This is a genomic window from Psychrobacter sp. Pi2-52 (genome assembly GCF_904846705.1).
In the GTDB taxonomy this organism is placed as follows: Bacteria; Pseudomonadota; Gammaproteobacteria; order Pseudomonadales; family Moraxellaceae; genus Psychrobacter.
Map to the genome: position 1 here is coordinate 158,446 of NZ_CAJHBS010000002.1, position 26,156 is coordinate 184,601.

22 protein-coding genes are annotated in these 26,156 nt (G+C 44.2%); 18 read left to right on the forward strand and 4 right to left on the reverse strand.

Annotation, left to right across the window (positions count from 1 at the left end; all coding sequences use genetic code 11):
- Positions 1-92 precede the first annotated feature (92 nt).
- The 3 genes from JMY00_RS01895 to JMY00_RS01905 all read right to left on the reverse strand — a co-directional run bounded on the left by JMY00_RS01895 (position 93) and on the right by JMY00_RS01905 (position 2,689).
- Positions 93-512 (reverse strand): barstar family protein, encoded by a 420-nt coding sequence (locus JMY00_RS01895; protein ID WP_240990617.1) that lies wholly within the window; start codon positions 510-512, stop codon positions 93-95.
- A gap of 1 nt (position 513) precedes the next feature.
- Entirely contained in the window at positions 514-1,266 is a 753-nt protein-coding gene (locus JMY00_RS01900) for a ribonuclease domain-containing protein (protein WP_201578917.1), read from the reverse strand.
- 121 nt (positions 1,267-1,387) lie between these two features.
- Positions 1,388-2,689: a glutamate-5-semialdehyde dehydrogenase gene (locus JMY00_RS01905; protein ID WP_201578918.1), complete on the reverse strand. Its 1,302-nt coding sequence runs from the start codon at positions 2,687-2,689 to the stop codon at positions 1,388-1,390.
- Between the two features lie 431 nt (positions 2,690-3,120).
- On the opposite strand from JMY00_RS01905, the gene JMY00_RS01910 reads away from it, so the two are divergent.
- The 10 genes from JMY00_RS01910 (at position 3,121) to JMY00_RS01955 (ending at position 14,917) form a co-directional block, all read left to right on the forward strand.
- The gene (locus JMY00_RS01910; protein ID WP_102078315.1) at positions 3,121-3,426 is read left to right on the forward strand and encodes a hypothetical protein; all 306 of its coding nucleotides are present in this window, start codon (positions 3,121-3,123) and stop codon (positions 3,424-3,426) included.
- A gap of 348 nt (positions 3,427-3,774) precedes the next feature.
- Complete coding sequence (locus JMY00_RS01915) at positions 3,775-4,572, forward strand: ATP-binding cassette domain-containing protein (protein WP_057758311.1); 798 nt, start codon at positions 3,775-3,777, stop codon at positions 4,570-4,572.
- Positions 4,573-4,914: 342 nt separating this feature from the next.
- Positions 4,915-5,715: a transporter substrate-binding domain-containing protein gene (locus JMY00_RS01920; protein ID WP_179799075.1), complete on the forward strand. Its 801-nt coding sequence runs from the start codon at positions 4,915-4,917 to the stop codon at positions 5,713-5,715.
- A gap of 152 nt (positions 5,716-5,867) precedes the next feature.
- Positions 5,868-6,764, forward strand: coding sequence for a transporter substrate-binding domain-containing protein (locus tag JMY00_RS01925; RefSeq protein ID WP_101205565.1), 897 nt, complete (start codon positions 5,868-5,870; stop codon positions 6,762-6,764).
- Positions 6,765-6,836: 72 nt separating this feature from the next.
- Positions 6,837-7,784: an ABC transporter substrate-binding protein gene (locus JMY00_RS01930; RefSeq protein WP_201578919.1), complete on the forward strand. Its 948-nt coding sequence runs from the start codon at positions 6,837-6,839 to the stop codon at positions 7,782-7,784.
- Between the two features lie 608 nt (positions 7,785-8,392).
- Positions 8,393-9,127, forward strand: a complete 735-nt coding sequence (locus tag JMY00_RS01935; RefSeq protein WP_057758316.1) for an ABC transporter permease subunit — start codon at positions 8,393-8,395, stop codon at positions 9,125-9,127.
- Between the two features lie 12 nt (positions 9,128-9,139).
- Positions 9,140-9,865, forward strand: coding sequence for an ABC transporter permease (locus JMY00_RS01940; RefSeq protein WP_101205569.1), 726 nt, complete (start codon positions 9,140-9,142; stop codon positions 9,863-9,865).
- Positions 9,866-9,959: 94 nt separating this feature from the next.
- Positions 9,960-10,676, forward strand: a complete 717-nt coding sequence (locus JMY00_RS01945; protein ID WP_201578920.1) for a fumarylacetoacetate hydrolase family protein — start codon at positions 9,960-9,962, stop codon at positions 10,674-10,676.
- A 298-nt stretch (positions 10,677-10,974) separates the two neighbouring features.
- Positions 10,975-13,188 (forward strand): PhoX family phosphatase, encoded by a 2,214-nt coding sequence (locus JMY00_RS01950; RefSeq protein WP_201578921.1) that lies wholly within the window; start codon positions 10,975-10,977, stop codon positions 13,186-13,188.
- A gap of 235 nt (positions 13,189-13,423) precedes the next feature.
- Positions 13,424-14,917: an alpha/beta fold hydrolase gene (locus JMY00_RS01955; protein WP_201578922.1), complete on the forward strand. Its 1,494-nt coding sequence runs from the start codon at positions 13,424-13,426 to the stop codon at positions 14,915-14,917.
- Positions 14,918-15,000: 83 nt separating this feature from the next.
- Here the strand turns inward: JMY00_RS01955 and JMY00_RS01960 are convergent, their stop codons facing one another.
- Positions 15,001-15,981: an Hsp33 family molecular chaperone HslO gene (locus JMY00_RS01960; protein ID WP_201578923.1), complete on the reverse strand. Its 981-nt coding sequence runs from the start codon at positions 15,979-15,981 to the stop codon at positions 15,001-15,003.
- 375 nt (positions 15,982-16,356) lie between these two features.
- Between JMY00_RS01960 and JMY00_RS01965 the strand changes: the two genes are divergently transcribed.
- From JMY00_RS01965 to JMY00_RS02000, 8 genes are all read left to right on the forward strand, one after another.
- A complete protein-coding gene (locus tag JMY00_RS01965) occupies positions 16,357-17,331 on the forward strand; it encodes a glutamate/aspartate ABC transporter substrate-binding protein (protein ID WP_201578924.1) in 975 nt (324 codons plus the stop codon).
- A gap of 97 nt (positions 17,332-17,428) precedes the next feature.
- Positions 17,429-18,175 (forward strand): amino acid ABC transporter permease, encoded by a 747-nt coding sequence (locus tag JMY00_RS01970; protein ID WP_201578925.1) that lies wholly within the window; start codon positions 17,429-17,431, stop codon positions 18,173-18,175.
- Positions 18,172-18,840, forward strand: a complete 669-nt coding sequence (locus tag JMY00_RS01975; RefSeq protein ID WP_201578926.1) for an ABC transporter permease subunit — start codon at positions 18,172-18,174, stop codon at positions 18,838-18,840. Before JMY00_RS01970 ends, JMY00_RS01975 begins: the two co-directional genes overlap by 4 nt.
- Positions 18,841-19,024: 184 nt before the next feature.
- Positions 19,025-19,756, forward strand: a complete 732-nt coding sequence (locus JMY00_RS01980; RefSeq protein WP_201578985.1) for an amino acid ABC transporter ATP-binding protein — start codon at positions 19,025-19,027, stop codon at positions 19,754-19,756.
- Between the two features lie 403 nt (positions 19,757-20,159).
- Positions 20,160-20,768: a DJ-1/PfpI family protein gene (locus JMY00_RS01985; RefSeq protein ID WP_201578927.1), complete on the forward strand. Its 609-nt coding sequence runs from the start codon at positions 20,160-20,162 to the stop codon at positions 20,766-20,768.
- Between the two features lie 99 nt (positions 20,769-20,867).
- Positions 20,868-22,124, forward strand: coding sequence for an FAD-dependent oxidoreductase (locus tag JMY00_RS01990; RefSeq protein ID WP_201578928.1), 1,257 nt, complete (start codon positions 20,868-20,870; stop codon positions 22,122-22,124).
- A gap of 371 nt (positions 22,125-22,495) precedes the next feature.
- Positions 22,496-24,271 (forward strand): AMP-binding protein, encoded by a 1,776-nt coding sequence (locus JMY00_RS01995; protein WP_201578929.1) that lies wholly within the window; start codon positions 22,496-22,498, stop codon positions 24,269-24,271.
- 240 nt (positions 24,272-24,511) lie between these two features.
- The gene (locus JMY00_RS02000) at positions 24,512-26,122 is read left to right on the forward strand and encodes a carboxyl transferase domain-containing protein (protein WP_201578930.1); all 1,611 of its coding nucleotides are present in this window, start codon (positions 24,512-24,514) and stop codon (positions 26,120-26,122) included.
- The last annotated feature ends 34 nt before the right edge of the window (positions 26,123-26,156 follow it).

The following is a 26,156-nucleotide window of genomic DNA, read 5'->3' on the forward strand; positions in this document are numbered from 1 at the left end:
TATGGCTTTATCTCGAATTCAGGTTTCTATGATGACGAATAATTATCGGTGACTATCGGCGGTCAAGCTTGCAATATACAGGCTTTTAGCGACTAAGTTTCTAACGCATAAGCTTCATCCTCAGATGGCACGATGACCCACAATTGTGGTTTGCCAAATTCTCTAAAGGCATCCTCAATGATGCTTTTAAAGACATTGAAGTCCTCAGTGTTTATCCTTTTGACGTCTGTCAAATCAAGCCTTAAATGAATTGCTTCACTGTCTGTTAGACAATCCCATGCACTGTCCCAGTTGTGTGAAAAATAACTGGGAAAGTCACAAGCCTGGCCTAAACTCGTCAATAGCTCAGTTTTTTCGAGCGTGTCACCGATGGCTATAGTAACAGCCTGCGCAGGAATGCTAGTACCCAGTGCTGTACCGTTTTGGTTAATTTGGCCTTGATTAACATGGCTTTGATTAACGTAGTGGATTGCTTGGTTCATACTTTCTCGATTCATATCGGCTTTTTTCATATTAAGGCACCTGTAGCCTTTGGAAACTATCATAGTGGTTGATAGTCAAGTAATAGACAGTAGGTGGGTTACCACCTGTGACGATACGCCGTGCGCCGCGATGAGAGACACCAGGGGTGGGTACAGTATATTCGCGGTAGTAGCCTTGTGACTGGGCGGGCAGTCTGCCTTCACGGTTATAAAACGTCGTGCCATCTTTATTTGGATAAGGAAACGGTCCGCCTTGCTGGATAAGCGCAATCGTATTATCGACCTGTGCATCACCCGTTATACCAGCAGTAGTGGTTTGGCTCGTATTATCAATGACTTCTTGCGATACCGTTGTCGACTCGATGCTATCAGCAAGCAATGTCGAATTTAAATCGCCAAAGAAATAGAAAGCGACAGCGATGATAGCGATAAGGCTAAATAGCGTAGAGCCTAAGCTTCTTTTATTGGGTCTGCTGTTTTGATTGCTACGATTTGAGTTACGAGTGCTGTGATGGCTATTTCTATTGGCATTAGTAGGTGTATAGCTTGGAATATCTGATGCAGTATCTTGGTCAAGGCTCAACGAAGACGAGGTCACTTCAGTGGCTCTCAATTGATTTTTGTCGTTACGGGCACTGTTAAAGTAGACACTTTGACCAACCGTTATAGGTTTCGCCAGTCTTGCTTTGCTAATATGAAAGAACACATCTTCATTTTGATTGTCTACATCGATAAAGCCATAGCCTTTATCTTCGTTCCAGTGCTTAATCTTGCCACTTTGCATGGTGGTACCGCTCCCTATAATTTAAATGCCTTAATTAAAATACTTATGATTCAAACGAAGAAACGCCAGCATAATTGCTGACGTTTCTGATTACTCGTTTCGATAGTGGATGCTGATATGATTAAGCACGGGTTTCGCCATGACCATAAACGATCCATTTTTGTGAAGTCAGACCTTCGAGACCGACAGGGCCACGCGCATGGATTTTGTCCGTTGAGATACCAATTTCAGCACCGAGACCGTATTCGAAACCATCAGCAAAACGGCTAGAGGCGTTAATCATTACGCTAGCCGAGTCAACTTCACGGATGAAGCGCTGCGACTTGGTATAGTTATCAGTGATGATGACATCGGTATGATGACTGCCGTGCGTATTGATATGCTCAATCGCCTCATCAATACCTGAGACCACTTTTACCGCTAAGATAGGGGCTAGGTATTCAGTATCCCAATCTTCAGAGGTGGCAGCTGATAGATGACCTTCAAGCTTAGCATTTTCATTTAGAATAGCTTGTGATTTGTCATCAAGGCGTAGTTGCATTGCGTCATCAGCCGCGACGATGGCTTCTGCTATTTTAGGCAATAGCTCATCTGCGACTGCTTCATCGACCAGTAGCGTCTCCATCGTATTACAGGTGCCGTAGCGATGCGTTTTGGCATTCACACTGACCTTAATCGCAATCTCAGGATCCGCATCACTATCGATAAAGGTATGGCAATTACCATCTAAATGCTTAATTACAGGTACTTTTGCATCGTTACTGATACGCGCAATCAGACCTTTACCACCACGTGGCACGATGACATCGACATATTCAGTCATGGTAATCAGCTCACCAACGGCTGCACGATCGGTCGTCTGTAGCACTTGCACACTATGTTCCGATAGATCAGTATGGCTAAGTCCTTTAATGATGCATTTGGCAATTGCTTGGTTAGATTCAAATGCTTCAGAACCACCACGCAAGATAATAGCATTGCCTGATTTGAGTGCCAGTGAGGCAGCCTCTAAAGTCACATTAGGGCGCGACTCATAAATCATACCGACTACGCCAAGTGGCACTCGCATTTTGCCCAAATGAATACCCGATGGCTGATAGGTCATGTCAGTGACTTCACCGATTGGGTCAGGAAGGCCAGCGACGTCTTTAAGACCTTGTAGCATACCGTTAAAACGTGCTTCGTTTAGCTCCAAGCGGTCGAGGAGTGCGCTATCAAGATTGTTTTTTTGACCGTTGTCCATATCGATTTTATTTGCAGCCAAGATGTCTTGTTTGGCATTGACCAGTTCATCATGAATGGCTAATAGTGCTGAATTTTTATCGCCAGTGTTGGCAGCAGCCAGCGCGCGAGAAGCAGCTCTTGCTTGCTTGCCGACAGACTGCATATAGGTCGTAATATCCGTAGTATTCGATTGACTCATAAATTATTTTCCTTATGTGATACAAGTTTTTTATAACTAAAAGCGCCCAATTTTATATAGGTAAAAATACCTAAAAAGGCGAAAAATGTCGCAAAAAAAGAAGTTTTGAATGCCTACTGAAATAGCGATAGGTCATTATGCTATTTAACATAGAGCAGATTGAGACGATAGTAAAGATGATTTTGTGAACAGAATCCGCTTTGCAGCGCTCTTGTAGAGGCTTTTTCAAAGTAATATTGTTCATGCTAAGCAATATTTATTTAAGATAAGCGCGTTATCAATACTACACTATATCTTTACGTGTTTTTAACAGAATTGCGCTGTAAATACTAAGGTAGCTGCGAGATATCCTCAGTATAGTAAGCATTAAAACAGCAAGGCTATCCTTAAATGGTACTTAATCTTATTATGATGAGTGATGGAGAAAGAACATGGCTACGAAAAATACGACTTATAAAAATTGGTTAACGGTTGGCTTGGTAGCAGGTGCTCTAGCATTAGGCGCTTGTAGCAAAAAAGATGACACACCGATGGAGACTGAAGCTGATACTACTGTAGATGCTCAAACCTCTGTAGAAGAAAGTGCGACAGCGAGCGACAATGATGATGTGGCCGTGGCTAGTGCCGATGATGAGGGTATGGACGTTACCAATAACGATGATGTGGCAGTGGCGACAGCAGAAGATGCGGATATGATAGACGGTACTGAAGACTCAGAACATGTATCGACGTACTAATCGCATACTATAGAATGTACTAGCGATATATTAAATGTACTAACTAGATACTATAAATAGGCAGTTATCAGATAACACAACGCCTCGTATTCTAAAGTGATAAAATAAAGCCCAGAGCGATAAATGCAGTCTGGGCTTTTTTGTACTCGTAGTTTGTTAGAAGCTGATTAACCCGTTGGTTAAATACAATATTTGCCTTTTTACTGCGTAATAAGAGACAATATGGCATTTTTCTCTTTGCCTCATCAGGCATATTACGATAATGCATCTAGATGCTTGTACTATATATAGATATAGCTCTTATTTTATTCGTGTTTTCACTCATATTTATTGGAAGTCTGCTGAACCATGCTTGATACTGCAAAAAACCCGACTCGGCCTATCGCCCTAGACTTACAAGACATCCATAAAAGCTACGGCTCATTAGAGGTATTGAAAGGGGTATCCCTGACTGCCTATGATGGCGATGTTATCTCTATTTTGGGCTCATCTGGCTCAGGTAAGTCGACGTTGCTGCGTTGTATTAATCTTCTAGAAAACCCCAATCATGGTCGTATCTTGATCGGTAATGAAGAGCTGATGCTAAAACCTGCCAAATCAGGTGAGTTACAAGCAGCAGACGTGAAGCAGCTAGAAAGCTTGCGCGCTCGCGTCGGGTTTGTCTTTCAGAACTTTAATCTGTGGCCACACAAGACAATTCTGCAAAACATCATCGAAGGGCCAACGCAGGTCTTAAAGATTAAAAAAGACCAAGCAATTAGTGATGCAGAAAAGCTGCTCGATAAAGTAGGTCTGCTTGACAAAAAAGATGCTTATCCTGCCAACTTATCTGGTGGTCAGCGTCAGCGTGTCGCTATTGCTCGTGCGCTTGCTATGCAGCCACAAGTTCTACTATTTGATGAACCAACCTCTGCGCTAGATCCTGAACTGGTCAACGAAGTGCTTGCGGTAATGCGCGAGCTAGCAGAAGAAGGACGTACGATGCTTATCGTTACTCACGAAATGCGCTTTGCCCGTGAAGTATCAAGCAAAGTCGTCTTTTTACATCAAGGTGTGGTTGAAGAAATTGGCACACCTGAGCAAGTCTTTGATAACCCTACCTCTGAGCGTGTCAAAGACTTTATGGCATCACATCGTCCTACTTAGTTATTAGTTTTTTGCCTAGTATCATGTCTAATATCGTGTCCAATACAAATGGTGGCAACGCTCTTGCCACCATTTATCCTGCCAAACGTAAAATCACTGTAACGTAACCATTGTTGACTGTTTATTGCCCAATGATAACTATGAGTATGCAAAACGTTTGTTTTTGATATTTTACTCAGGTATTATCGAAAGGTTTATAGGCCGTCACGTCTCGTGGCTGTCTGTTATTCTGCTATCTATATTGCTTGTCTGGCAGGGACGTCAGAGAACAAAATATCAGAACCCTAAGTCAGAAAATCCTGTCAAAAACTTATGTAAAACCCATCAGAATTTAAGGAACGTATGATGTCGAATTCTCGCCTATTGTGGTCATCAATGACCGTTACTGCTGCATTGATGTTGAGCGCTTGTAGCCAACCTGCCGATGAAACTACCGATACCAACGCTGACGCCCCTGCAGCAGAAACCACTGGTAAAACCATTCGTATCGCCACCGAAGGCGCTTACCCTCCATTCAACTACACCAACGCTGACGGCAGCTTGGCAGGTTTTGATATCGATGTTGCCAACGCTTTGTGTGATCAAATGCAAGCCAAGTGTGAAATCGTTGCACAGGACTGGGACGGTATTATCCCAGGTCTATTGGCACAGAAATATGATGCTGTCATTGCAGGTATGTCTATCACCGCTGAGCGTCAAGAAAAAGTTGATTTCAGCGAGCCGTACTTTGCCAATACGATGGTATGGCTAACTAATACGGATGGTGGTTTTGATCCTATGGCGATTAAAGATGCAACGCTTGGTGGTCAACGTTCTACTACGCCAGGTGCTTATCTACAGGATAATTACGAAGGCAAAGAAGGCAACACAGTTCAGTTATATGACAACTATGACAATGCCTATCTAGATCTAAAATCTGGTCGTAGCGATGCCGTATTGGCTGAAAAAGTTTCTGCCAAATCATGGTTAGCAGAAAACGCAGCGGGCTTCGGTATCGTTGGTGATGAAATTGATAACGATGACAATATTGCCATTGCTGTACGTAAAGGTGACTCACTCAAAGCTGACTTTGACAAAGCATTGAGCGAAATCCGTAGTAACGGTGAGCTTGCACGTCTTGAGCAGATGAACTTTGGTCAATAATGACTCACTGAAGATTTATGCTTAGAACAAGTAACGTTTGATGCGAGTAATGCTTAAAACCAAGCATGTTTCAAATAAACGGTGTTTATAAGCATAAATCAGCAAGCAGTGATTGACGATACAGCTGGTAAATATATTAAGGAATAAAACTTATGACAATTTCAATGACATCATCAATGAGTAAAAAAGCATTGTGGCTAGCACCGCTTAGCGCAGCGATGCTAATGCTGGCAGGTTGTAACAATAGCTCAGCACCAGCAGAAAATGCTGAAGCTGACACCGCTACTGAAGCACCTTTAAATATCAAAATTGCGACAGAATCAAGCTATAAGCCTTTCAGTTATACCGATGCAGATGGCAAACTGATTGGTTACGAGATTGAGCTGGTTGACGCATTATGTGCGCAAATGAAAGCTGAGTGTGAAGTCATCTCTCAAGATTGGGACGGTTTGATTCCAGGGCTTAACGCACAGAAATTTGATGCAGCTATCGCAGGTATGTCTATCACGCCTGAGCGTAAAGAAGTGGTTGATTTTAGCGACCCTTACTTCCATAGCGGTATCATCTTGATCGGCAAAAAGGGTGATGACTTAAGCGTTGAGTCGCTAACAGGTCTACCAATTGCCTCACAGCGCTCAACTGTTGCCTCGCAATACCTACAAGACGAGCATGCAGATGCTGATATCAAACTATACGATACGCAAGACAATGCTTATCTAGATCTAACCTCAGGCCGTGTGCGCGGTATGATGTCTGACAAAGTAACGGGTATCGACTGGTTAAAAACAGACGCAGGCAAAGGCTACGAAGTCAAAGGTGAAGAAATCAGCACCAATGATGATGCGATGGGTATTGCCTTCCGTAAAGGCGATCCGTTAGTTGCTAAGTTCAATGCAGCATTAGCTGAACTAAAAGACAACGGTACCTATGATCAAATCACGGGTAGCTATTTCGGTACTAGCTCAACGGCTGCAGCACAAAAAGCGGTAGCAACAACTGATAGTGTCGAAGAAGTAATGGTCGCTGAAGAAGAAGCGCCAGCTAACTAATACGATATCTAGCAGTTTGACTGCTGTTGTTTAAAGACGTGTTGTTTACTCAAGAAAAAACCAAGGATGATCATGAGCAACCATTGTGCCCCAATCTGTGCCACGACTGGCAAATCTAACATTACTATAGCCAGTCGTCTGTCTATGTCATTGTTTGCACTAGCGGCGGCCTTTACCGTTGCTGGCTGTAGCAATAGCCAAGAGAGTGCGGCTGATACCAATCCAGAGGCTACCGAAGCAACGGCAGCGTCTACAGGTGATGTATTGCGCATCGGTACAGAAGGGGCCTATGCACCTTTTAACTATACCAATGCTGATGGGACACTGGGTGGTTTTGATGTTGAGATAGCAAATGCACTTTGTGCAGATATGCAGGTAACTTGTGAGATTGTGGCGCAGGACTGGGACGGTATTATCCCTGGTCTAAAAGCAGGTAAATACGATGCAATCGTGGCCGCGATGTCCGTTACTCCAGAGCGTTCGCAGCAGGTGAGCTTTACCGATCCGTACTTTAGCAATGCCTTAGTTTTTTTGGCCAAAAAAGACAGCAGCTTTGACCCTAGTAACAACAGTGATATCGACTCGCATTCTATTGCTGCACAGCGTTCAACTATCTCATCGCAATGGCTAGAAGACACGTATCCAAAAGCCGATATGAAGCTTTATGATACGTTGAGCAATGCGTTTTTGGATCTCGGTTCAAACCGTGTCGATGCGATGATTTCTGATAAGCTGCCTGCCATAGAATGGCTGAGCTCAAATGCTGGTAGCAAATATGCGCTAAAAGGTGATGAGATCGATATCAATGATAACTTTGCGATAGCAGTACGTCCAGGCGATCCGCTACAAGCAAAGATCAATCAGTCTCTTGCTAATATAAAGGCTAATGGTACTTACGATAAGATCAATCAAAAATACTTTGCGGTGCCAGCGTCTGCAACGAGCACAGTTGATGAAGACGCAAATACAGGCACAGATACAAATACTGCCGAGCAACCAGCGACAGAAAACGCTAGTTAATAGCTAACAGTAGTCAAAGATAGCAGTCAAGAAATATTGTTTTGATTAATAAAAGGATATCACCATCATGGTGATGTCCTTTTTTATTTGTCGTTATATCAAAGAATATACATAATAGCGGCCTATCAATTTTGCTCAAATTTAGTCGGCTTATTGTATGTCTCTAGAGGCAAGTGTCTGTTTAAGTACGGTTTAGGCGCAGCTTTTACGCGTCAGTATTAACATCACGGCGAGTGAATATGATAAAATCAGCGCTCATTTCTACTGTGTCAATTATCGCAGCGTTAATCGTATTCTTCTGACGTCATTTTTTGACGCCGACCATCCCTATTGATTTGGTATAAAATACGGTGTTGCGCCGCGTTCAGCTATTGATGCTGATTCTTTTAACTCATATTTTGCTAGGGCGTGTCTTCATTTTAAAAATGGTAATAAAAATGAGATAAATTGCAGTCAAACAAGGAAAATAGCGCAAATAATATCGAGATATTAGTCAGCTATTTGACGCCGTTTGGCAAGATTTAGCCGTTTTTAAACCATTTAGATGTCTATCGATTGAATTGAAGACATGCCTTAATTGCTAATATAAAGAGACTGAGTGGATAATCGTGTTTGACTTACAAGGATTTGGCGCGCTTTTATTAAGCGGCGCTACCGTCACCATACAGCTAGCTGTGACCAGTTTAATCATTGGTTTGGCTTTAGGCTTGCTCGGCGCAACCGCAAAGATGTCCAATATCTGGTTGCTGCGTAAACTTGCGACTGTCTATACTGCGACGATGCGCGGTATTCCTGAGCTGCTATTGGTGCTCTTTATTTATTATGGCGGCTCTATCTTATTGATGAGCATCCTCAAAAAGTTCGGCTATAACGACTATGTCGAGATTAGCGCTTTTTGGGGTGGTGTCATGGCACTGTCTATTGCTTTTGGTGCGTATGCGACTGAAATTTTTCGCATGTCCATTCAAGAGATTCCAGTAGGCCAGCGAGAGGCTGCGCAAGCGATTGGTATGCGTCCTTTTCAGACTTTTTATCGCATCACTTTGCCGCAAGTGTGGCAGATTGCTTTACCAGGTTTGGGTAATCTGTTTCTGGTACTGCTCAAAGATACCGCATTGGTATCGGTCGTGGGTCTCAAAGACATCATGTATCAGTCATCGCGTGCAGCACAGTCTACACAGCAGCCGTTTACCTTTTATATGGCAGCAGCGATTATTTATTTGGGTCTGACCATGTTGATTACTGGCTTTATGATGTGGCTTGAGTGGCGCGCCAATCCTGCGGCACGCTATGCCAAAAAGATAAGCCGTCAATCCACTCACAGTCAATCGACCATAGGGTAGAGGAGAGATACTATGGATTGGAATTGGCAGGTCATTTTTGACCATATCCCTGATTTACTAGGCGGCGCGGTATTGACCGTACAGCTGGTTTTGTTTTCAGGTGTGATTGGATTGCTGTTTGGTTTGGTTTTGGCGTTGTTACGACTGTCTAAGAATTGGGTGGTACAGATACTACCGTTTCTGTATATTTTCTTTTTCCGTGGTACGCCGCTATTGGTACAGATATTCCTGATTTATTACGGTTTAGGTCAATTTGAGGCCGTACGCGAGTCGTTCTTGTGGGAGCCGGTACTTAGCCAAGCATATTGGTGTGCCATCATCGCCTTTACCCTGAATACCAGTGCTTATCTAGCCGAGATTATACGCGGTGCGATTCAGACGATTCCTATTGGAGAGCTTGAAGCGGCTGATGCGCTTGGCATGTCTAAATGGCAAAAGCTAACACGGGTTACGCTGCCGCGCGCATTTGGTATTGTGATTCCAGCATACAGTAACGAAGTTATCTTTATGCTAAAAGGTAGTGCGCTCGCTTCAACTATTGCATTGATGGATATCACAGGTGTTGCTCGTACGATTAGTGCGCGTACCTATACCTTGATGGAGTTATTCTTTGCCGCTGGTATCGTCTATCTACTGCTGTCATGGGTTATCTTATTTAGCTTTAGAATGTTTGAAAAGCGTATGAACCGTCATGCCAGTTATGTACCGCCAGATGTGGTGACCAATACGATTCCATAGTTAGCAGTTAGCAACTAAAAATCGTCAAAGTCACTGTAGACAACATAGTATGGACTGCTGATAAAATAGCCATCATTTACAGGGAGAGTTTAGTATGAGCCAATCGCCACACGAGTCATTAGCGAACGCCATTGCAGCTGGTGTAAATGCCGAGCAGGGCGCTATCGATCATAATGAAAGATTGCGTACTTCTATTGGTAAAGTTGTCTGTGTTGGTCGCAACTATGCGGCACATGCTGCAGAGTTGGGCAATGAAGTGCCAACCACGCCGATACTGTTTATGAAGCCTGCGTCTTCAGTGGTTTCTATCCGTAGTGATGTGGTTCGCCCAAGTCCAGAGCTGTTTGGCGAGACTCACTACGAGGCCGAACTATGTATTCAGCTATCAGATGACTTATCTATGGCGACGATTGAGCAAGCTCAGCAAGCCATTGGTGGTGTGACATTGGGACTGGATTTAACCTTACGTGACTTGCAAAGCAAGCTAAAAGAAAAAGGTCATCCGTGGGAGCGTGCTAAGTGTTTTGACGGAGCTTGCGTCCTTGCTGATTGGCTCGACCCACAAGCCTTTGGCAATCTGCAGAATGTACAGTATCAGCTATCTATCAATGATAAATTAACGCAAGATGGCGATAGTGCCTTAATGCTATTTCCTGTCTATGAATTGCTGGTCAATATTAGCCACGCCTTTAGCTTGCAAGCAGGTGATGTGATTATGACTGGTACGCCAAGCGGCGTTGGTGTGTTGCAAGCAGGCGATCAGCTTAAACTAAAACTGGGTGCTCATGAGTGGGTATCACAAGTACAGTAAGCCTGATTGCGATAACAGATACATATTAAAAGCCCCGAGCAATTGCTTGGGGTTTTTTGCTTTTAAGCCTTTATATTTATTTTTTAAACTTGCTAACTGCAAAACAATTCTAACTATCTAATCATTCTATTTTTCAATAACCATCAGTACAGTCGATTGTCATCAGTTTGTCACCTATTGTTCAGCGTGCTGTCATAAAGGTTGAGTAGACTTAAGCGGAATTCGTATTTTTGTGGTCGTAATGATAAAGCCGCGATCAACTCTCTGCCAATCTAGCCTAATAGCAAGGTGACTGATAATGACATTATTGAACAATGAGCGAACGCTTGCCCACGAAGTGGTTGAAGACTCAAATCCTACTAATAATACTGACTTTCAGACGATTATCAATCGTCGATTGAACCGCCGTAGTATCCTAAAAGGTGGCACAGGGTTGACTGCTGCTGCGTTTTTTGGCGCATTACCTTTGGTCGGTTGTAGTGAAGACGATAACAGTATTGCTGGTAATGACGATAATGCCGCTATCCCTGCACAAGGTGATTTGAAGCGTCCTGATACCTTAAAGTTTGAGGCAGTCGCGCATTCAACTGCTGAGACGATGACGGTCGCAGACGGCTATAAAGCAGAAATAATCTTGCCGCTTGGTACACCGCTGATGCCTGGTCTAGACGACTGGCGCGATAACCGTGAAAATTCAGCCGAGTCGTTTGAATGGCGCATGGGCGACAACCATGATGGCATGTGGTTCTTTGGCAAAAAAGGCAATGCGTACGATGCCAAAGCCCCAGAGAATGGCCTACTGGTTATGAATCATGAATACGTAAATAGTGAGGAGTTAAGCCCGTTTGGGTATGATGTCATCGAAGATAAAGATGCTGCGCCTTTATTTCAACGCAGCCGTCGGGCCAGCGATGTGCGCCGTGAAGTCAACTGCCATGGTGTGGCAGTGGTTGAGATGAAGCGCCGCGCAAATGGCATGGGCTATGAGATGGTACCTGACTCTAAATACAATCGCCGTATTACCAGTAGTACAACAGCACAATTGGCTGGCCCTGTGGCAGGCTCTGCTCTGGTCAAGACCAAGTTTGATCCGACAGGCTATCAGACTCGCGGTATCAATAACAATTGCGGCGCAGGTCTGTCACCGTGGGGTACTTATTTGACGACCGAAGAGAACTTCTTGGGTGTGTTTGCCCGTGGACAAGATGCCAGCCAATTGAGCGCTGGTGATAACTATGCACGCGAGCGCTACGGTGCTGTGGAGGACTTCCCAGGTTGGGAGTATCTCTGGCATACCCCAGAGGCAAAGGATGCCAAAATAGCAGACGAGTTCTCACGCTGGGATATGACAGCTGTCGGTGCCAGTGCTGCGGAAGATTATCGCTACGGCTTTAACACCTTCGGTTATATTACTGAGATTGACCCATTTGACCAAAACTCTATACCGCAAAAACGTACCGCACTGGGCCGATTCGCTCATGAAAACTGTGCGTATGCTCCTGTTGAGCAAGGTAAGCCAGTGGTATTCTATATGGGTGATGACGCCCGAGGTGAGTACATTTATAAGTTTGTCTCCAAAGCGATGTGGTCAAACTCGGATATTGGCGGCGGACTAAAAGCAGGTGACAAATATCTGAATGATGGCACGCTATACGTCGCTATATTTAACGAAGATGGTAGCGGTGAGTGGAAAGCACTCGTCCATGGTCAAAATGGACTGGATGCTTTCAATAGTGTATTGCCATTCAATGGACAAGATGAAGTATTGGTCTTTGCTCGTGCAGCTGCCGATGCTGCTGGTGCTACCAAGATGGATCGACCTGAATGGGTATCGGTCAGCCCTATGACAGGTGATGTCTACGTGACATTGACCAATAATAAATATCGCGGCGTACGTGACGACCAGCCTGTCTCAGCTTCCAATCCGCGTAGCTATCAGTCAAGCGGAAAAGCGCTTGGTAATGATAATGGCCATATCATTCGCTGGGCAGAAATGGGCGGTGACCATGCTGCAACGAGCTTTGAGTGGGACATTTATCTGTTTGGTGCGCCAAGTGATTTATCGGCAGAAAACTTATCTCAGCTAAATGACAATAATGACTTCTCTTCACCTGATGGGCTATATTTTGACCCGCGCGGTGTCTTATGGATTCAGACAGATGACGGCGCTTACACCGATACCAGTAGCTGCATGTTGCTCGCGGCTCTACCAGGCAAAGTCAGTGATGGGTCGATGACGACCACATCGGCAGGGCAGTCAACCCGAGTCGGCACATCTGCTAGCAATGATAATATCAAACGATTCTTTGTTGGTCCTGAAGGATGCGAAGTAACAGGTATCACCATGGCACCAGATTTTAAGACACTGTTTATCAACATTCAGCATCCCGGCAATACATGGGGCGCTGTCGCTGGTGGTAGTATTCCTCGCTCAGCGACTGTGATGATTACTCGCGAGGATGGTGATGTCATACTGGCAGAATCATTTGATACAGCTGATAGCACGACATAGATAGATAAGCTGTGGCGTATATTAGGCACAACCAAAATGCTCACAACCATAAAAATCCCAAGTTAAGGCTTGGGATTTTTTATTTTAATAATGATTTGATGGTTAAAGAGACCGTCTATCACTCATTTGGCTCTGCTAGTCGTCATCCCGCTCTAAAGTCAAACCATTTACTTCTATTTGCTGCAGTTACAGGATAATATAGACCATTACTTTTTTCGCTGAATGTGCAAATATTATGAGCAGTCCAAATGTGTTTTATAACGACAGTGTTAGTGACAGCGACGCTCAAAACGATAGCAGCTATACTCGTACTCACCATGAGCTCGATGCGCATTTTGTCCCAGATGCGAGTGTACCGCTACACAGTCATCTATATGAGCAAATCGACCAACTCGAAGCCATCGATATGGATGAACTGGTTAAGCTACTGGCAGATTCGGATGACAGTGATGAAATCAACAAAACACCTGTATCTTTGGCTGATTTTTTTGAAGGATTGGCGCAGCTTGCCACCATGGGTGTGGTTGAGATTACAGAAATCGTAGAAGCTATCCACCGTGAAGTTATTCTGCGTCCGCTAGGCCGCTTCAATGACAAACATTTAAACAAATGGTCGCGCGGATTTACTGGACGTATCTATGGCACGATACGTCATGTCATGCAGATGGTCGGTAATAATCTGGCGTCTGTACTACGCATATACAAAAACCTGATTCTCCAAAAGTCAGTGCAGCCACTACCAGACTCACTAAAAAAACTGGTGAATGTACTTAATGGTGTCATGGGTGACCATCTTGTCAATAATCAAAATGCGCTCGCCATTCCGATGATGCTATACACTCAAGACGGCAAGCCACAAAGTGAAGTGCTATCAGGCCGCATCGTTATTTTGTGCCATGGTCTATGTATGAGTCATTTGAGCTGGCAAGCCCAAACAGATAATGACTTAGGCGAGGCCATTCATATCAGCCAGCCTGATACCACGGTGCTGTATTTGGATTACAACACAGGTCGCCGTATCTCTCGTAGCGGCCGTAAATTCTCTCAATTGCTACAAGCGCTGGTCAATGACAACCCGAATATCAGTCAGATAGACCTGGTCGGACATAGTATGGGCGGTTTGGTCTCTCGCAGTGCACTGTTTTATGGTGAGCAAGATCGTCTAGACTGGATCAAGCGCGTTGGCAATCTCATCACGCTAGGTTCGCCGCATCATGGGGCAGTGCTTGAGCGTATCGGTAATTATGTGCAAGACATCATCGCCAAGCTGCCGTTTGCAGGCTCACTGGCTAAGCTCGGTGATATGCGCAGTGCCGGTATTATCGATCTGCGTCATGGCAGTATTCGTGATGCAGACTGGAAAGCATTAGAAGGACGTAGCGTACTACCACAAGATTTCCGTCATCCTGCACGGCTGCCAAGTGGTATCAAAACCTATTTTATTGCCAGCGCTTTGCTTGAAACGCATTATGATTCTAAGGTGACGGATCTGCTAGGGGATAGCTTGGTATCGGTGGCTTCAGCGTTAGGTGAAGATGACGCTGAGCATGCTTTGTTTGTGCCAGATGGTCATAAAGCCGTGTTTTATGGTGTTAATCATATGAACTTGATTCATAGTAGACGAGTGCGTGAGCAGGTTGTTGAATGGCTACTTGATAATGGTCGAAGTGACTACGCCGGACGTCCGCGCATACACTCTTATCCTAGAAGTTTAGATGTAGCGGTGTAGTGATTTAATGATAAAAACAAAACCCCTCAAGCATCACACTTGAGGGGTTTTTTATAAACACTGATTTATAGTAAGTAAGAAACTTACTCAGCAAATATCGCTGCTACATCATCTTTATTAAACTTATAGACTTCACCGCAGAATCCGCAATCCATCTCAAACGTCCCGCCTTGCTCTTCGACGATATCTAACGCTTCTGCTTCGCCGATTTGCTCGATTGCCATTTCACACTTCTCGCGTGAGCAAGTGCAACCAAATGATAGAGGCGCAGGCTCAGGTGCCACGATGTTTTCTTCGTGATACAAGCGATAGAGTATTTCGTTAGCATCCAGCGTTGTTAGCTCTTCTGCTTTTACCGTGCGCGTCAATACAGACAAGCGCGTCCATAAATCATCATCGATACCCGCATCTTGGTTTTGCTCAACTTCAGACGTTTCTTCAGCAGTACGCGGTAGCATTTGTACCAAGATACCACCAGCTTGCAGGCCATCAGATGCTAAGTTAATCAACGTTGGAATCTGGGCTGATTGCTTTTGATAATGCGCTAAGCAGTCCGCTAGATTGTCATGGCTACGCTCAACGATACCTTGGTATGGTTCACCGCCATCAGGCTGAATATTGATAAACAATACGCCTTGTCCCATCGCACCAAGTTCAGCAAACGCTTCTTTGGCATGGATCATATTGTCCCACGCTTGTACTTGCTCATCCGTCTCGCCTTTCCAGCTAGCAAGCGCACGAATGATACCGTCTTGATCGCATTCTGCCATCGCCCAGTTTAGTAAGCTGTCACTGTCTGATGACTGCAACTGAATAGATAGGCGACCGTTAATTTTGACCGTACTGATTAGCAAACTCGCTGCGGTCAGCATCTCACCCAATAAACGTTTAATGGCTTCGGGGTACGGCTTTTGCGCAATCGTGCTCGCGTAGCTGCGTGATAGGCGTACTACATCACCGCGCACAGGAGAGTCTTCAACAAAGAAACGTTGGCGAATGTCGTTGCTGCCATGGTTGCCAGTAGTTTGGCTGTCCGTATGTGGGACTTGGATATCTTGAGTCATAAGTCATTTGTAGTATAGAGAAGTTGTTTGCTTTATGGGGATTACTGCCAATTTATCAATCTCACTTAGTAGACTGTTTTGACGATTATAAGCAGCAAAGGTTAATAACGAGCTTAAAAAACCAAGCAGCTGTTTGTACAAAGCTCTGAGTAGATAGCCGCTATGAGCCATCAATTTATAGTTAGAATATAAATATATTCATAAATATGTATTCTCTCAAAAAAAATCACCCTCTACTGCAAATTTGTTGTACAGTAACATTAAGTTGCATTGTGATAAACAACAGCAACAACCGTACGGATGCGGGGCAGTCGGGTCAATCAGACCTATGTCGTCCAAGCACTCACTCAATCTTGCGATAAAAGGATGTATTTCATGACATACTCATTTTCCAAACCGTTGACTTTAGCTGCTGTTATGGCATTAGGCTTAGCGGGATGTAACAACAGTAGCCAAACCAGCACTGATGCGCCAGCAGATGATGCAACGACGACCGAAGCCACGACCAACGGTACGCTACAGAAAATCAAAGACTCTGGCACTATCGTTGTCGGTCACCGTGATTCCTCTATTCCTTTCTCTTATATCGCTGATGATCCTAACCAACCGATTGGCTATGCTCACGACTTGGAAATGAAAGTGGTTGAAGCCGTTAAGCAAAAGCTAAATATGCCAGACCTCAACGTTCGCTATAACCTAATCACTTCGCAGACTCGTATCCCATTGGTACAAAACGGCACGGTAGATTTTGAGTGTGGCTCAACCACCAATAACGAAGAACGTCAAAAGCAAGTCGCATTCTCTAATGGCTTCTTTGAAATTGGCACGCGTCTATTGACCAAAAAAGACTCTGGTATTCAAGATTTTGAAGACCTAAAAGGCAAAACTCTGGTAACGACAGCAGGCACGACTTCGGAGCGTTATATCCGTCAGTACAATGATGATAATAAAATGGATACCAATATCATCTCAGCAAAAGATCATGGCGAAGGCTTCCTAATGCTAGAGAATGGCCGCGCTGATGCCTTTATGATGGATGATGTATTGCTTGCAGGCGAAAAAGCCAAAGCAAAAAATCCTGATGAGTGGGTCATCGTCGGTACGCCGCAATCGTTTGAAATCTATGGTTGTATGATGCGTAAAGATGATCCTGAATTCAAAGCTGTGGTCGATGAAGCACTTGCTAATGTCTTTAGTTCAGGCGAAATCAATAGCATTTATGACAAGTGGTTCTTGAACCCAATCCCGCCAAAGAACGTCAATCTAAACTTTGAGATGTCAGACAACTTAAAGGCCTTGATTGCCAATCCGCATGACAGCGCTCAGCCTAAAGAAGCAGCAGCGCAGTAACGCTCATTGTCCCTCAACATAGCTTGCCTATACGTTCAGATAACCAGTAATTTTATTTGACGTATAGGCTTATCAATCGTTGCTCGGAGAGACAACCATGAATTATAGCTGGAACTGGGGTGTGCTCTTTGAGCAGACTGGTATTGGCAACGAGCTCTACATCCATTGGATGATCACTGGTCTTGGCTGGCTGCTATTGATTGGCAGTATCGCATGGGCCATTGCGATGGTCGTCGGTACTATCTTCGGTATCATGCGTACTTTGCCCAACAAGACTGCTCGTGCAATCGGTACGGCTTATGTGACATTTTTTCGTAATATTCCACTGCTTGTTCAACTGTTCTTTTGGTTTTATATCGCGCCTGGCTGGCTCACGCCGACGATACAAGAATGGTGGTATAAGGATTTGTCTCCGAATACCTCAGCCATGTTATCAGCCAGTATTGGTTTGGGCTTATTTACCGCTGCTCGTATCGTTGAACAGGTACGGACGGGTATTGAGTCATTACCAGATGGACAGATTAACGCGGCCTATGCGTTAGGGTTTAGCATTCCACAAGTCTATAAAGAAGTACTGCTACCGCAGGCATTTCGTATTATCTTGCCACCGCTCAGCTCTGAGCTAACGAACTGTTTCAAAAACGCTTCTGTGGCCTCGCTTGTGGGGGTAATGGAGCTGATTAGCCAAACCAAAACCATCAGCGAATACACTCAAAATAGTATCGAGATATATACTTATGCGATGATTATTTATTTGGTTTTCAATTTATCCTTGATCGCTATTATGGGATTGATTGAACGTAAATTGCGTGTGCCTGGGCTTATTGCGGGAGGTCAGAAATGAATATGACCGAATTGGCAACAGCCTATCCTGGTTTGATGGGCGGCATGATTACCACCTTAAAAGTGCTGTTTTTGGCTATTTTGGGCGGTATCAGTTTGGGTACGATACTAGCGTTGATGCGCTTGTCAGGTATCAAAGCGCTTGAGATTCCAGCCAAGCTATACGTCAATTACTTCCGCTCTGTGCCACTGCTACTGGTACTGCTATGGTTCTACTTTGCTGTACCGATGATTTATCTTTGGGTAGCGGGTAAGTACCTGCAACTCGATGCTGCATTTGCCTCTTGTGTGGTCGCATTTATGATGTTTGAGGCCGCTTATTTCTCAGAAGTAGTGCGTGCTGGTATTCAGTCGATTGGTAGCGGGCAGGTCAACGCAGCCAAAGCGCTCGGTATGACTTATGGGCAGACCATGCGTCTGGTTATTTTGCCACAAGCCTTTCGTAAGATGCTGCCATTGATTTTGCAGCAATGTATTATCTTATTCCAAGATACGACATTGGTATTTGCGATTGGTTTGACAGACTTTTTCCGCGCAGCCTACGTTCGAGGTGAGCTAATGGGTTTACTCACGCCGTATATCCTAGGTGCTGGTGCTGTCTATTTTGTGATTAGCTTAAGTGCTTCTATCGGCGTACAACAATTACAAAAGCGTTTGCGGTTTTAAAATAGTTATTTTTATACGGCTTGCGCTTTTGAGTGTTGAGAGCTTGATTTGAATGTTTGATTTACCTTTTTTAAATAATGATTATCGAAAATAATGTGGTTAGGAGCCAGTGATGAGCAATGCTGATACGTACTTAAATGCCTTTGGCGGGCTGGTTACCAATAGTGGTCATGCTAGTGATGAGATGGTCATCGAGATATCTAATGTCAGCAAATGGTACGGCGACTTTCAAGTACTAACTGACTGTACTGCCCACGTGCATAAAGGGGACGTGGTCGTCGTTTGTGGCCCTTCAGGTAGTGGTAAATCGACGCTGATTAAGACAGTCAATGGACTTGAGCCTTTTCAAAAAGGTAACATCATGGTCAACGGCATCTCTGTCGGTGATTCAAAAACAAATCTGCCTAAACTACGTAGCCGTGTCGGTATGGTGTTTCAGCATTTTGAATTGTTTCCGCATTTGACCATTATTGACAATTTGACAGTGGCTCAGATTAAGGTCTTGGGCCGTAAAGAAAGTGAGGCGAAGCAAAAGGCTATGGCGTATCTCGACCGTGTTGGTCTGACGGTACAAGCGGCGAAATACCCAGCCGAGCTCTCTGGCGGTCAGCAGCAGCGGGTGGCGATTGCACGCGCACTGGCTATGGATCCTGTGGCGATGCTCTTTGATGAGCCAACCTCCGCGCTTGATCCTGAGATGATTCAAGAGGTGCTAGATGTAATGGTCGAGCTGACTCGTGACGGTATGACCATGATGTGCGTGACGCATGAGATGGGCTTTGCCAGTCAGGTAGCCAATCGTATTATCTTCATGGATGAAGGGCATATCGTAGAAAACTGTAGTAAGGATGAGTTTTTTGAAGGGGCAAAAAGTGACCGTGCGCAGATGTTCTTATCGAAGATTTTAAATCATTAAATACACTTTGATTTACGATTGTTTATAGCAGTATTTCTAAGATAAAGACATGTTCTAAAGCTTACTTTTCTTTCCACTACTAATAATTATATAAAGCGCCCTATTAAAGACAGTTAAACGCTATCTTTAATAGGGCGCTTTGTATTGAGCTTTTTTTGTATATCTATTTGAAAAACGATTTAGAGCCTATGATATTTACTCTCAAGGTATTTAAAGAAGAGATCTTTAAGACTATAAAGCTGTTGAAAATAGAGCGGGAATAGTCGCAGGATTAGAGAAATCGCAAACGGTAAAGGCAGATGAAATGGCTCATCTGATTAATCAAATAAATTTAAAAAGGTAATAATCGTAATATAGATAAACTTAATTTAATTTAACGCTATCAACTGAATTAGGATTGAATATGACGCTAAAACGAACCGTCGGCATACTACTGTTCAATGAAGTAGAAGTATTGGATTTTGCAGGACCTTTTGAGGTGTTTTCACTGGCTGAAAATGCTACCCCTGCTAGTGATGATAAGTACTTTGAGGTTATCACTATTGCTGAGCATCAAGCTCCAATATTCGCTAGAAACGGTCTACAAGTCATTCCTGACTATAGTTTTGCCAATCATTCAGACATTGATGTATTAATCGTCCCCGGTGGATACGGTGCCGAAAAAACAGAAATATATAATAAGGTGGTAATTGATTGGATTATCACTCAAGCAAGTTTGGCAGAGCTGACGCTTTCAGTGTGTACAGGAGCGTTGCTGTTGGCTAAGGCAGGTTTGCTAGCTGGTAAGTCAGCAACCACGCACTGGATGGATTTGGATAATTTAGCATCCTATCCTGATATCGATGTGATCTCGCATACTCGTTTTGTAGATGCTAGTGATGATACTGGTAATATAATCACATCAGCGGGGATAAGCGCAGGCATCCATGCAAGTCTATACTGTATAGAAAAATTAATAGATAGTGAAACCATGCGTGCAACAGCACATCGCATGGAGTTCGATATTGACTAAGTGAATTGTTAGATAGGTGAGTGAATGGCTGTTTACTGATACAATAGCGGTCAATATTTTTGATAATTAAAATAATTCATAAACTATCTTGGAGTTTATATGAGCGTAGAAAATCCATCTGTAGCAACGAGCACAGCAGCAAAAAAAGGTGTGGTTATTATTGGTGCAGGACTGGCAGGCTGGCATGTCATTGATGCCATTCGTGCCAAAGACACAGAGATTCCAATCACATTAATCACGGCTGATAGTGGCGACCGTTATCACAAGCCGATGTTGACAATGGCAATCAGCCAAAACAAACGAGCATCAGATTTGGTACGGGCATCGGGTAGCGAAGCGGCGAACACAGCAGAAGTGACATTGCTAGCTAATACACAAGTGACAGATATTGATCCAGTGAGTCAAACTGTACAGGTGCGCTCTAATGCGCAGTCAGATGACGCACTGACGACTATCGGCTATGAGAAAATGGTACTAGCGATGGGCGCGCATCCTATATTCCCTAAAAGTCTGCCGCAAGATTTGGTCTGGCATGTCAATCATATCGAGCGTTTTAGTCAGCTACAAGAAAAGCTAGCAGCAGGTAGTCAGCATGTTGCGATCGTTGGTGCTGGTATGGTGGGTACAGAAATCGCAGAAGACCTACTTAAAGCTGGTCATAAAGTAACGCTCATTGATTTAAATGATGCACCGCTTTCACAGATGCTACCAGCCAAAGCAACCGCACGTATTGCCAAAGCAATCGAGTCGCAGGGCATTCAATTCTTAGGTGGTTATCAAGTATCAGCTGTCGCTCATGCTAATGACGACGACAATAACAATGACAGCGAAGATACCGAGAAACTACGAGTAGACTATGCTCCATTATCATCGGATGCAGATAGTACTGATACTCAGCCGCTCGAACCACTGATTGTAGATCATGTGATTGCCAGTACAGGTCTGACAGTCGATGAGCAATTACCTGCTGCGGCTGGTGTAGAATTCGATCGTCGTACGGGTATCGTGGTGGATGCAGCAACGTTGCGTACCAATGCAGCGAATATCTATGCCATCGGTGACTGTATGTCTATCAACGGGGTTGCTTGTCGTTATGTTGCGCCATTACGCGCGCAGGCTACGACTATCGCTGATGATATCTTAGGTCATGAGCATAGTGGCTATGATCATAAACCACCAATGATTCGCCTAAAAAATAAAGCCATCTCTGTGATGGTGACGGGTGTACCGCAAGCAGCGGGTAATTGGCAAGTAAAGACTGAAAGCGATGATGAGCTAATCATGGATTTGCTCGATGATAATGAAGCCGTTAGCGCAACAGTAACGATTAAAGCGCCTGTAGTTCCTAAAGCATAATGGTTGCAATACCGTCTTTTGAAAAACTAATAAAAGCACAGTATTTATAAGTAATGTCCTTTATTAGATTCCTTTCAATAAGATTCAGTTAAAAGACAATATTGATGATCGAGCCAGCCCATTCTTTATGATGTGGCTGGCTTTTTTGTGTCAAATATTTGCCATGATTCTATGCTACCTTTTACTAAGTAGAAAGGCAGACTATCTAATTAAATGATACATACTGTATTGATATTGTTGACAGGCTTTCATTGATGGCGTTATAGTAGCTGAATGCTATATAAGACCTGCCCAAGGAAGAAGGTTTGCACGCAGGCTATTAATAAGTGCTATTTATAAATAATATAAAAAGTAAAACGAAAGGACTCGTTATGACTCAAACTCCTGATTTCGATTCGACTCGCGTTGACTTCGATACTATTTTAAACAACATTCCTAGTATCAATATGGGCGCACGCTCAGCCAATGCACCACTTACTCAAAGCTATGATAAAGGTCCTGATGTACCGCTGATTGAAGCGACAATTGGTGACTTTTTTGATGCTATTGTCTCCAAATATCCTGAGCGCGAAGCACTGGTCGTCCGTCATCAAAATATCCGCTGGACATATCGTGAGCTACAGCAGCAAGTGAATCAGCTAGCCAGTAGTATGATTGAGATGGGACTAGAAATTGGCGATCGTATCGGTATTTGGTCACACAACAATGCTGAATGGTTGCTCATGCAATTGGCTACAGCAAAAGTCGGCGTTATCCTCGTTAATATCAATCCTGCCTACCGCACCTTTGAGTTGCAATATGCCTTAAATAAACTGGGCTGTTCAGCGCTCGTACTGATGCGTCATTTCAAAACCAGTGACTACGCCAGTTTAATCCGTGAGCTATGTCCTGAGATTTACCATAAAGACTACACTCAGCTTGATTTGGTCGAGATTCCAACGATTGAACGTATCATTTGGATTGATGAGCCAGAGTCGGACGAGACATTCGGCTTTATGCAAAAATTCTCTGCGTGGATGAGCGAGGGCGATGCTAACGATCCACGTGTTGCCGAGCGCCAAGCTCAGCTTAAAAACACTGATGCGATCAATGTACAGTTTACTAGTGGTACAACTGGTACACCAAAAGGTGCCACCCTAAGCCATCGTAACATCCTTAACAATGGCTACTTCATCGGTGAGGCCATGAACCTTACTGAAGAGGATAGGCTGTGTATTCCAGTACCCTTGTATCATTGTTTTGGTATGGTACTCGGCAATCTAGCGATTCTCACACATGGCGGTTGTATCGTATATCCAAACGATGGCTTCGAGCCATTGACCGTATTACAAGCAGTCGAAGAAGAAAAGTGTACAGGTCTGCACGGCGTGCCAACGATGTTTATCGCAGAGCTTGACCATCCTGAATTTAAAGACTTTGATTTATCTACCTTACGTACTGGCATCATGGCTGGCTCTAGCTGTCCGATTGAAGTCATGCGCCGTGTCATCGATAAGATGCATATGAGCGAAGTCACTATTGCCTATGGTATGACAGAGACCAGTCCCGTATCTTGCCAGACCAATGAGCACACGCCACTTGATAAACAAGTATCAACCGTGGGACTGGTACAGCCTGCGCTTGAGGTCAAAGTCGTCGATACAGAAACAGGTGAAATTGTCCCGCTGGGTGAGACAGGTGAGTTGCTTACACGAGGCTATTCAGTGATGAAAGGCTATTGGGGCAGCCGCTTTAAAACGCGTGAAGCCATCCAAGATGGTTGGATGCATACGGGTGACTTGGCCACAATGGATGAAGACGGCTATGTCAAAATTGTCGGCCGTAGTAAAGATATGGTGATTCGCGGCGGCGAAAATATCTATCCGGTAGAAATTGAAAATTACCTCTATCGTCATCCAAAGATTCGTGATGTGCAAATTGTGGGTATACCAGATGAGCGTTATGGTGAAGTACTTGCGGCGTGGATTATTCCAAAAGAACCTGGCTGCTTGACTGAACAGGAAGTACGCGAGTTCTGTAGCGAGCATATCGCTCATTATAAAGTGCCGACTTACTATCGCTTTGTGACTGAATATCCAATGACCATCACTGGTAAAATTCAAAAATATAAAATCATTGAGCAAATGAAAGAAGAGCTGGGTTTGTAGTAAGCTTACTTATCTGCTCTAAAAAACAAAAGACTAACTATATTCATTTCACTATAAAAGTATTACAGCGTTAACCTCGCTTGAAGTATCACACATACATCTGCACTCGGTTGCCTTGTACTACTTTTAAATTGAATCGACTATATGTGAGCAACGCTTAAAAATAGTACTTAGTATGATTTATATAAAAAGCTACTCACATCTACGTATCTATCTATGTATAAGAAAAAAAGGGATATCATGAGCGCTATCATAACCAGTAAACTGAGTCCAAACTCAAGCGATTTTCAGAAAAACAGTGCCGCGATGCAAGAGATAGTCGATGACCTGTATGTACACTTGCGTAAAGTTGCCCAAGGTGGCTCAGAGCGCGCACGAGCCAAGCATCTAGCGCGTGGCAAACTCTTGCCTCGTGAGCGTGTCGAGCGTTTATTGGATGTGGGTACGCCGTTCCTAGAAGTGGCGCCGATGGCCGCACATGATATGTATGGCGAAGAGATTCCAGCGGCTGGGGTGATTGCCGGTATCGGTCGTATCAATGGCGTTGAGTGCATGATTGTCTGTAACGATGCCACGGTAAAAGGCGGCACGTACTACCCAATGACGGTCAAAAAACACCTACGAGCTCAAGAGATTGCGCAAGAAAACCATCTACCATGCGTTTATCTGGTTGATTCAGGTGGGGCTAATTTACCGAACCAAGATGATGTATTCCCTGATAAAGAGCATTTCGGCCGTATCTTCTTTAACCAAGCCAATCTGAGTGCGGCAGGTATTCCACAGATTGCTGTGGTTATGGGCAGCTGTACGGCTGGCGGTGCTTATGTGCCTGCCATGAGCGATGAATCTATTATCGTCAAAGAACAAGGCACTATCTTTTTGGGTGGTCCGCCACTAGTCAAAGCAGCAACTGGTGAAGAGGTCACGGCAGAAGACTTGGGTGGTGGCGATGTACATACCCGACTGTCAGGTGTAGTCGATCATCTAGCGCAGAATGATACCCACGCGTTATCGATTGCCCGTAATATCGTCAGTCACCTAAATCGCCCTGCAAAAAATATTCCTAATCAAATCACACCGCGTCCGCCACGTTACGATGCCAAAGAACTCTATGGTGTGATTCCAACGGACAAGCGCAAGCCATTTGATATCAGAGAAATCATCGCGCGTATCGTCGATGACAGTGCTTTTGATGAATTCAAATCACGCTTTGGTACGACGTTGGTTTGTGGATTTGCTCATATCGAAGGGATGCCTGTTGGTATTATTGCCAATAACGGTATCTTGTTCAGTGAGTCAGCGCAAAAAGGTACGCACTTCATCGAGCTGTGCTGTAAGCGCAAAATTCCATTAGTGTTCCTGCAGAACATTACTGGCTTTATGGTGGGTCGTAAATACGAGAACGAAGGGATCGCTCGTCATGGCGCCAAAATGGTAATGGCTGTGGCCAATGCAAAAGTGCCAAAATTTACCGTTATCGTCGGTGGTTCGTTCGGCGCTGGTAACTACGGTATGTGTGGTCGCGCTTACAGCCCGCGTTTCTTATGGATGTGGCCAAATGCGCGTATCTCTGTCATGGGCGGCGAGCAAGCAGCATCAGTACTGGCAACGGTCAAACGTGATAACTTTGATCGCAAGGGCGAGACGTGGAGTGATGAAGACGAAGCAGCATTTAAAGCGCCGATTCGTGAAATGTATGAAGAGCAAGGTCATCCGTATTATGCTACCGCACGTATGTGGGATGACGGCGTAATTGATCCTGCTGATACCCGTAATGTATTGGCGTTAGGGCTGAGCGCTGCATATAACGCGCCGATTGAAGAGACAAAATTTGGTGTCTTTAGAATGTAAGCGTTCTAAGGTCCCCTCATAATAAACGACTACT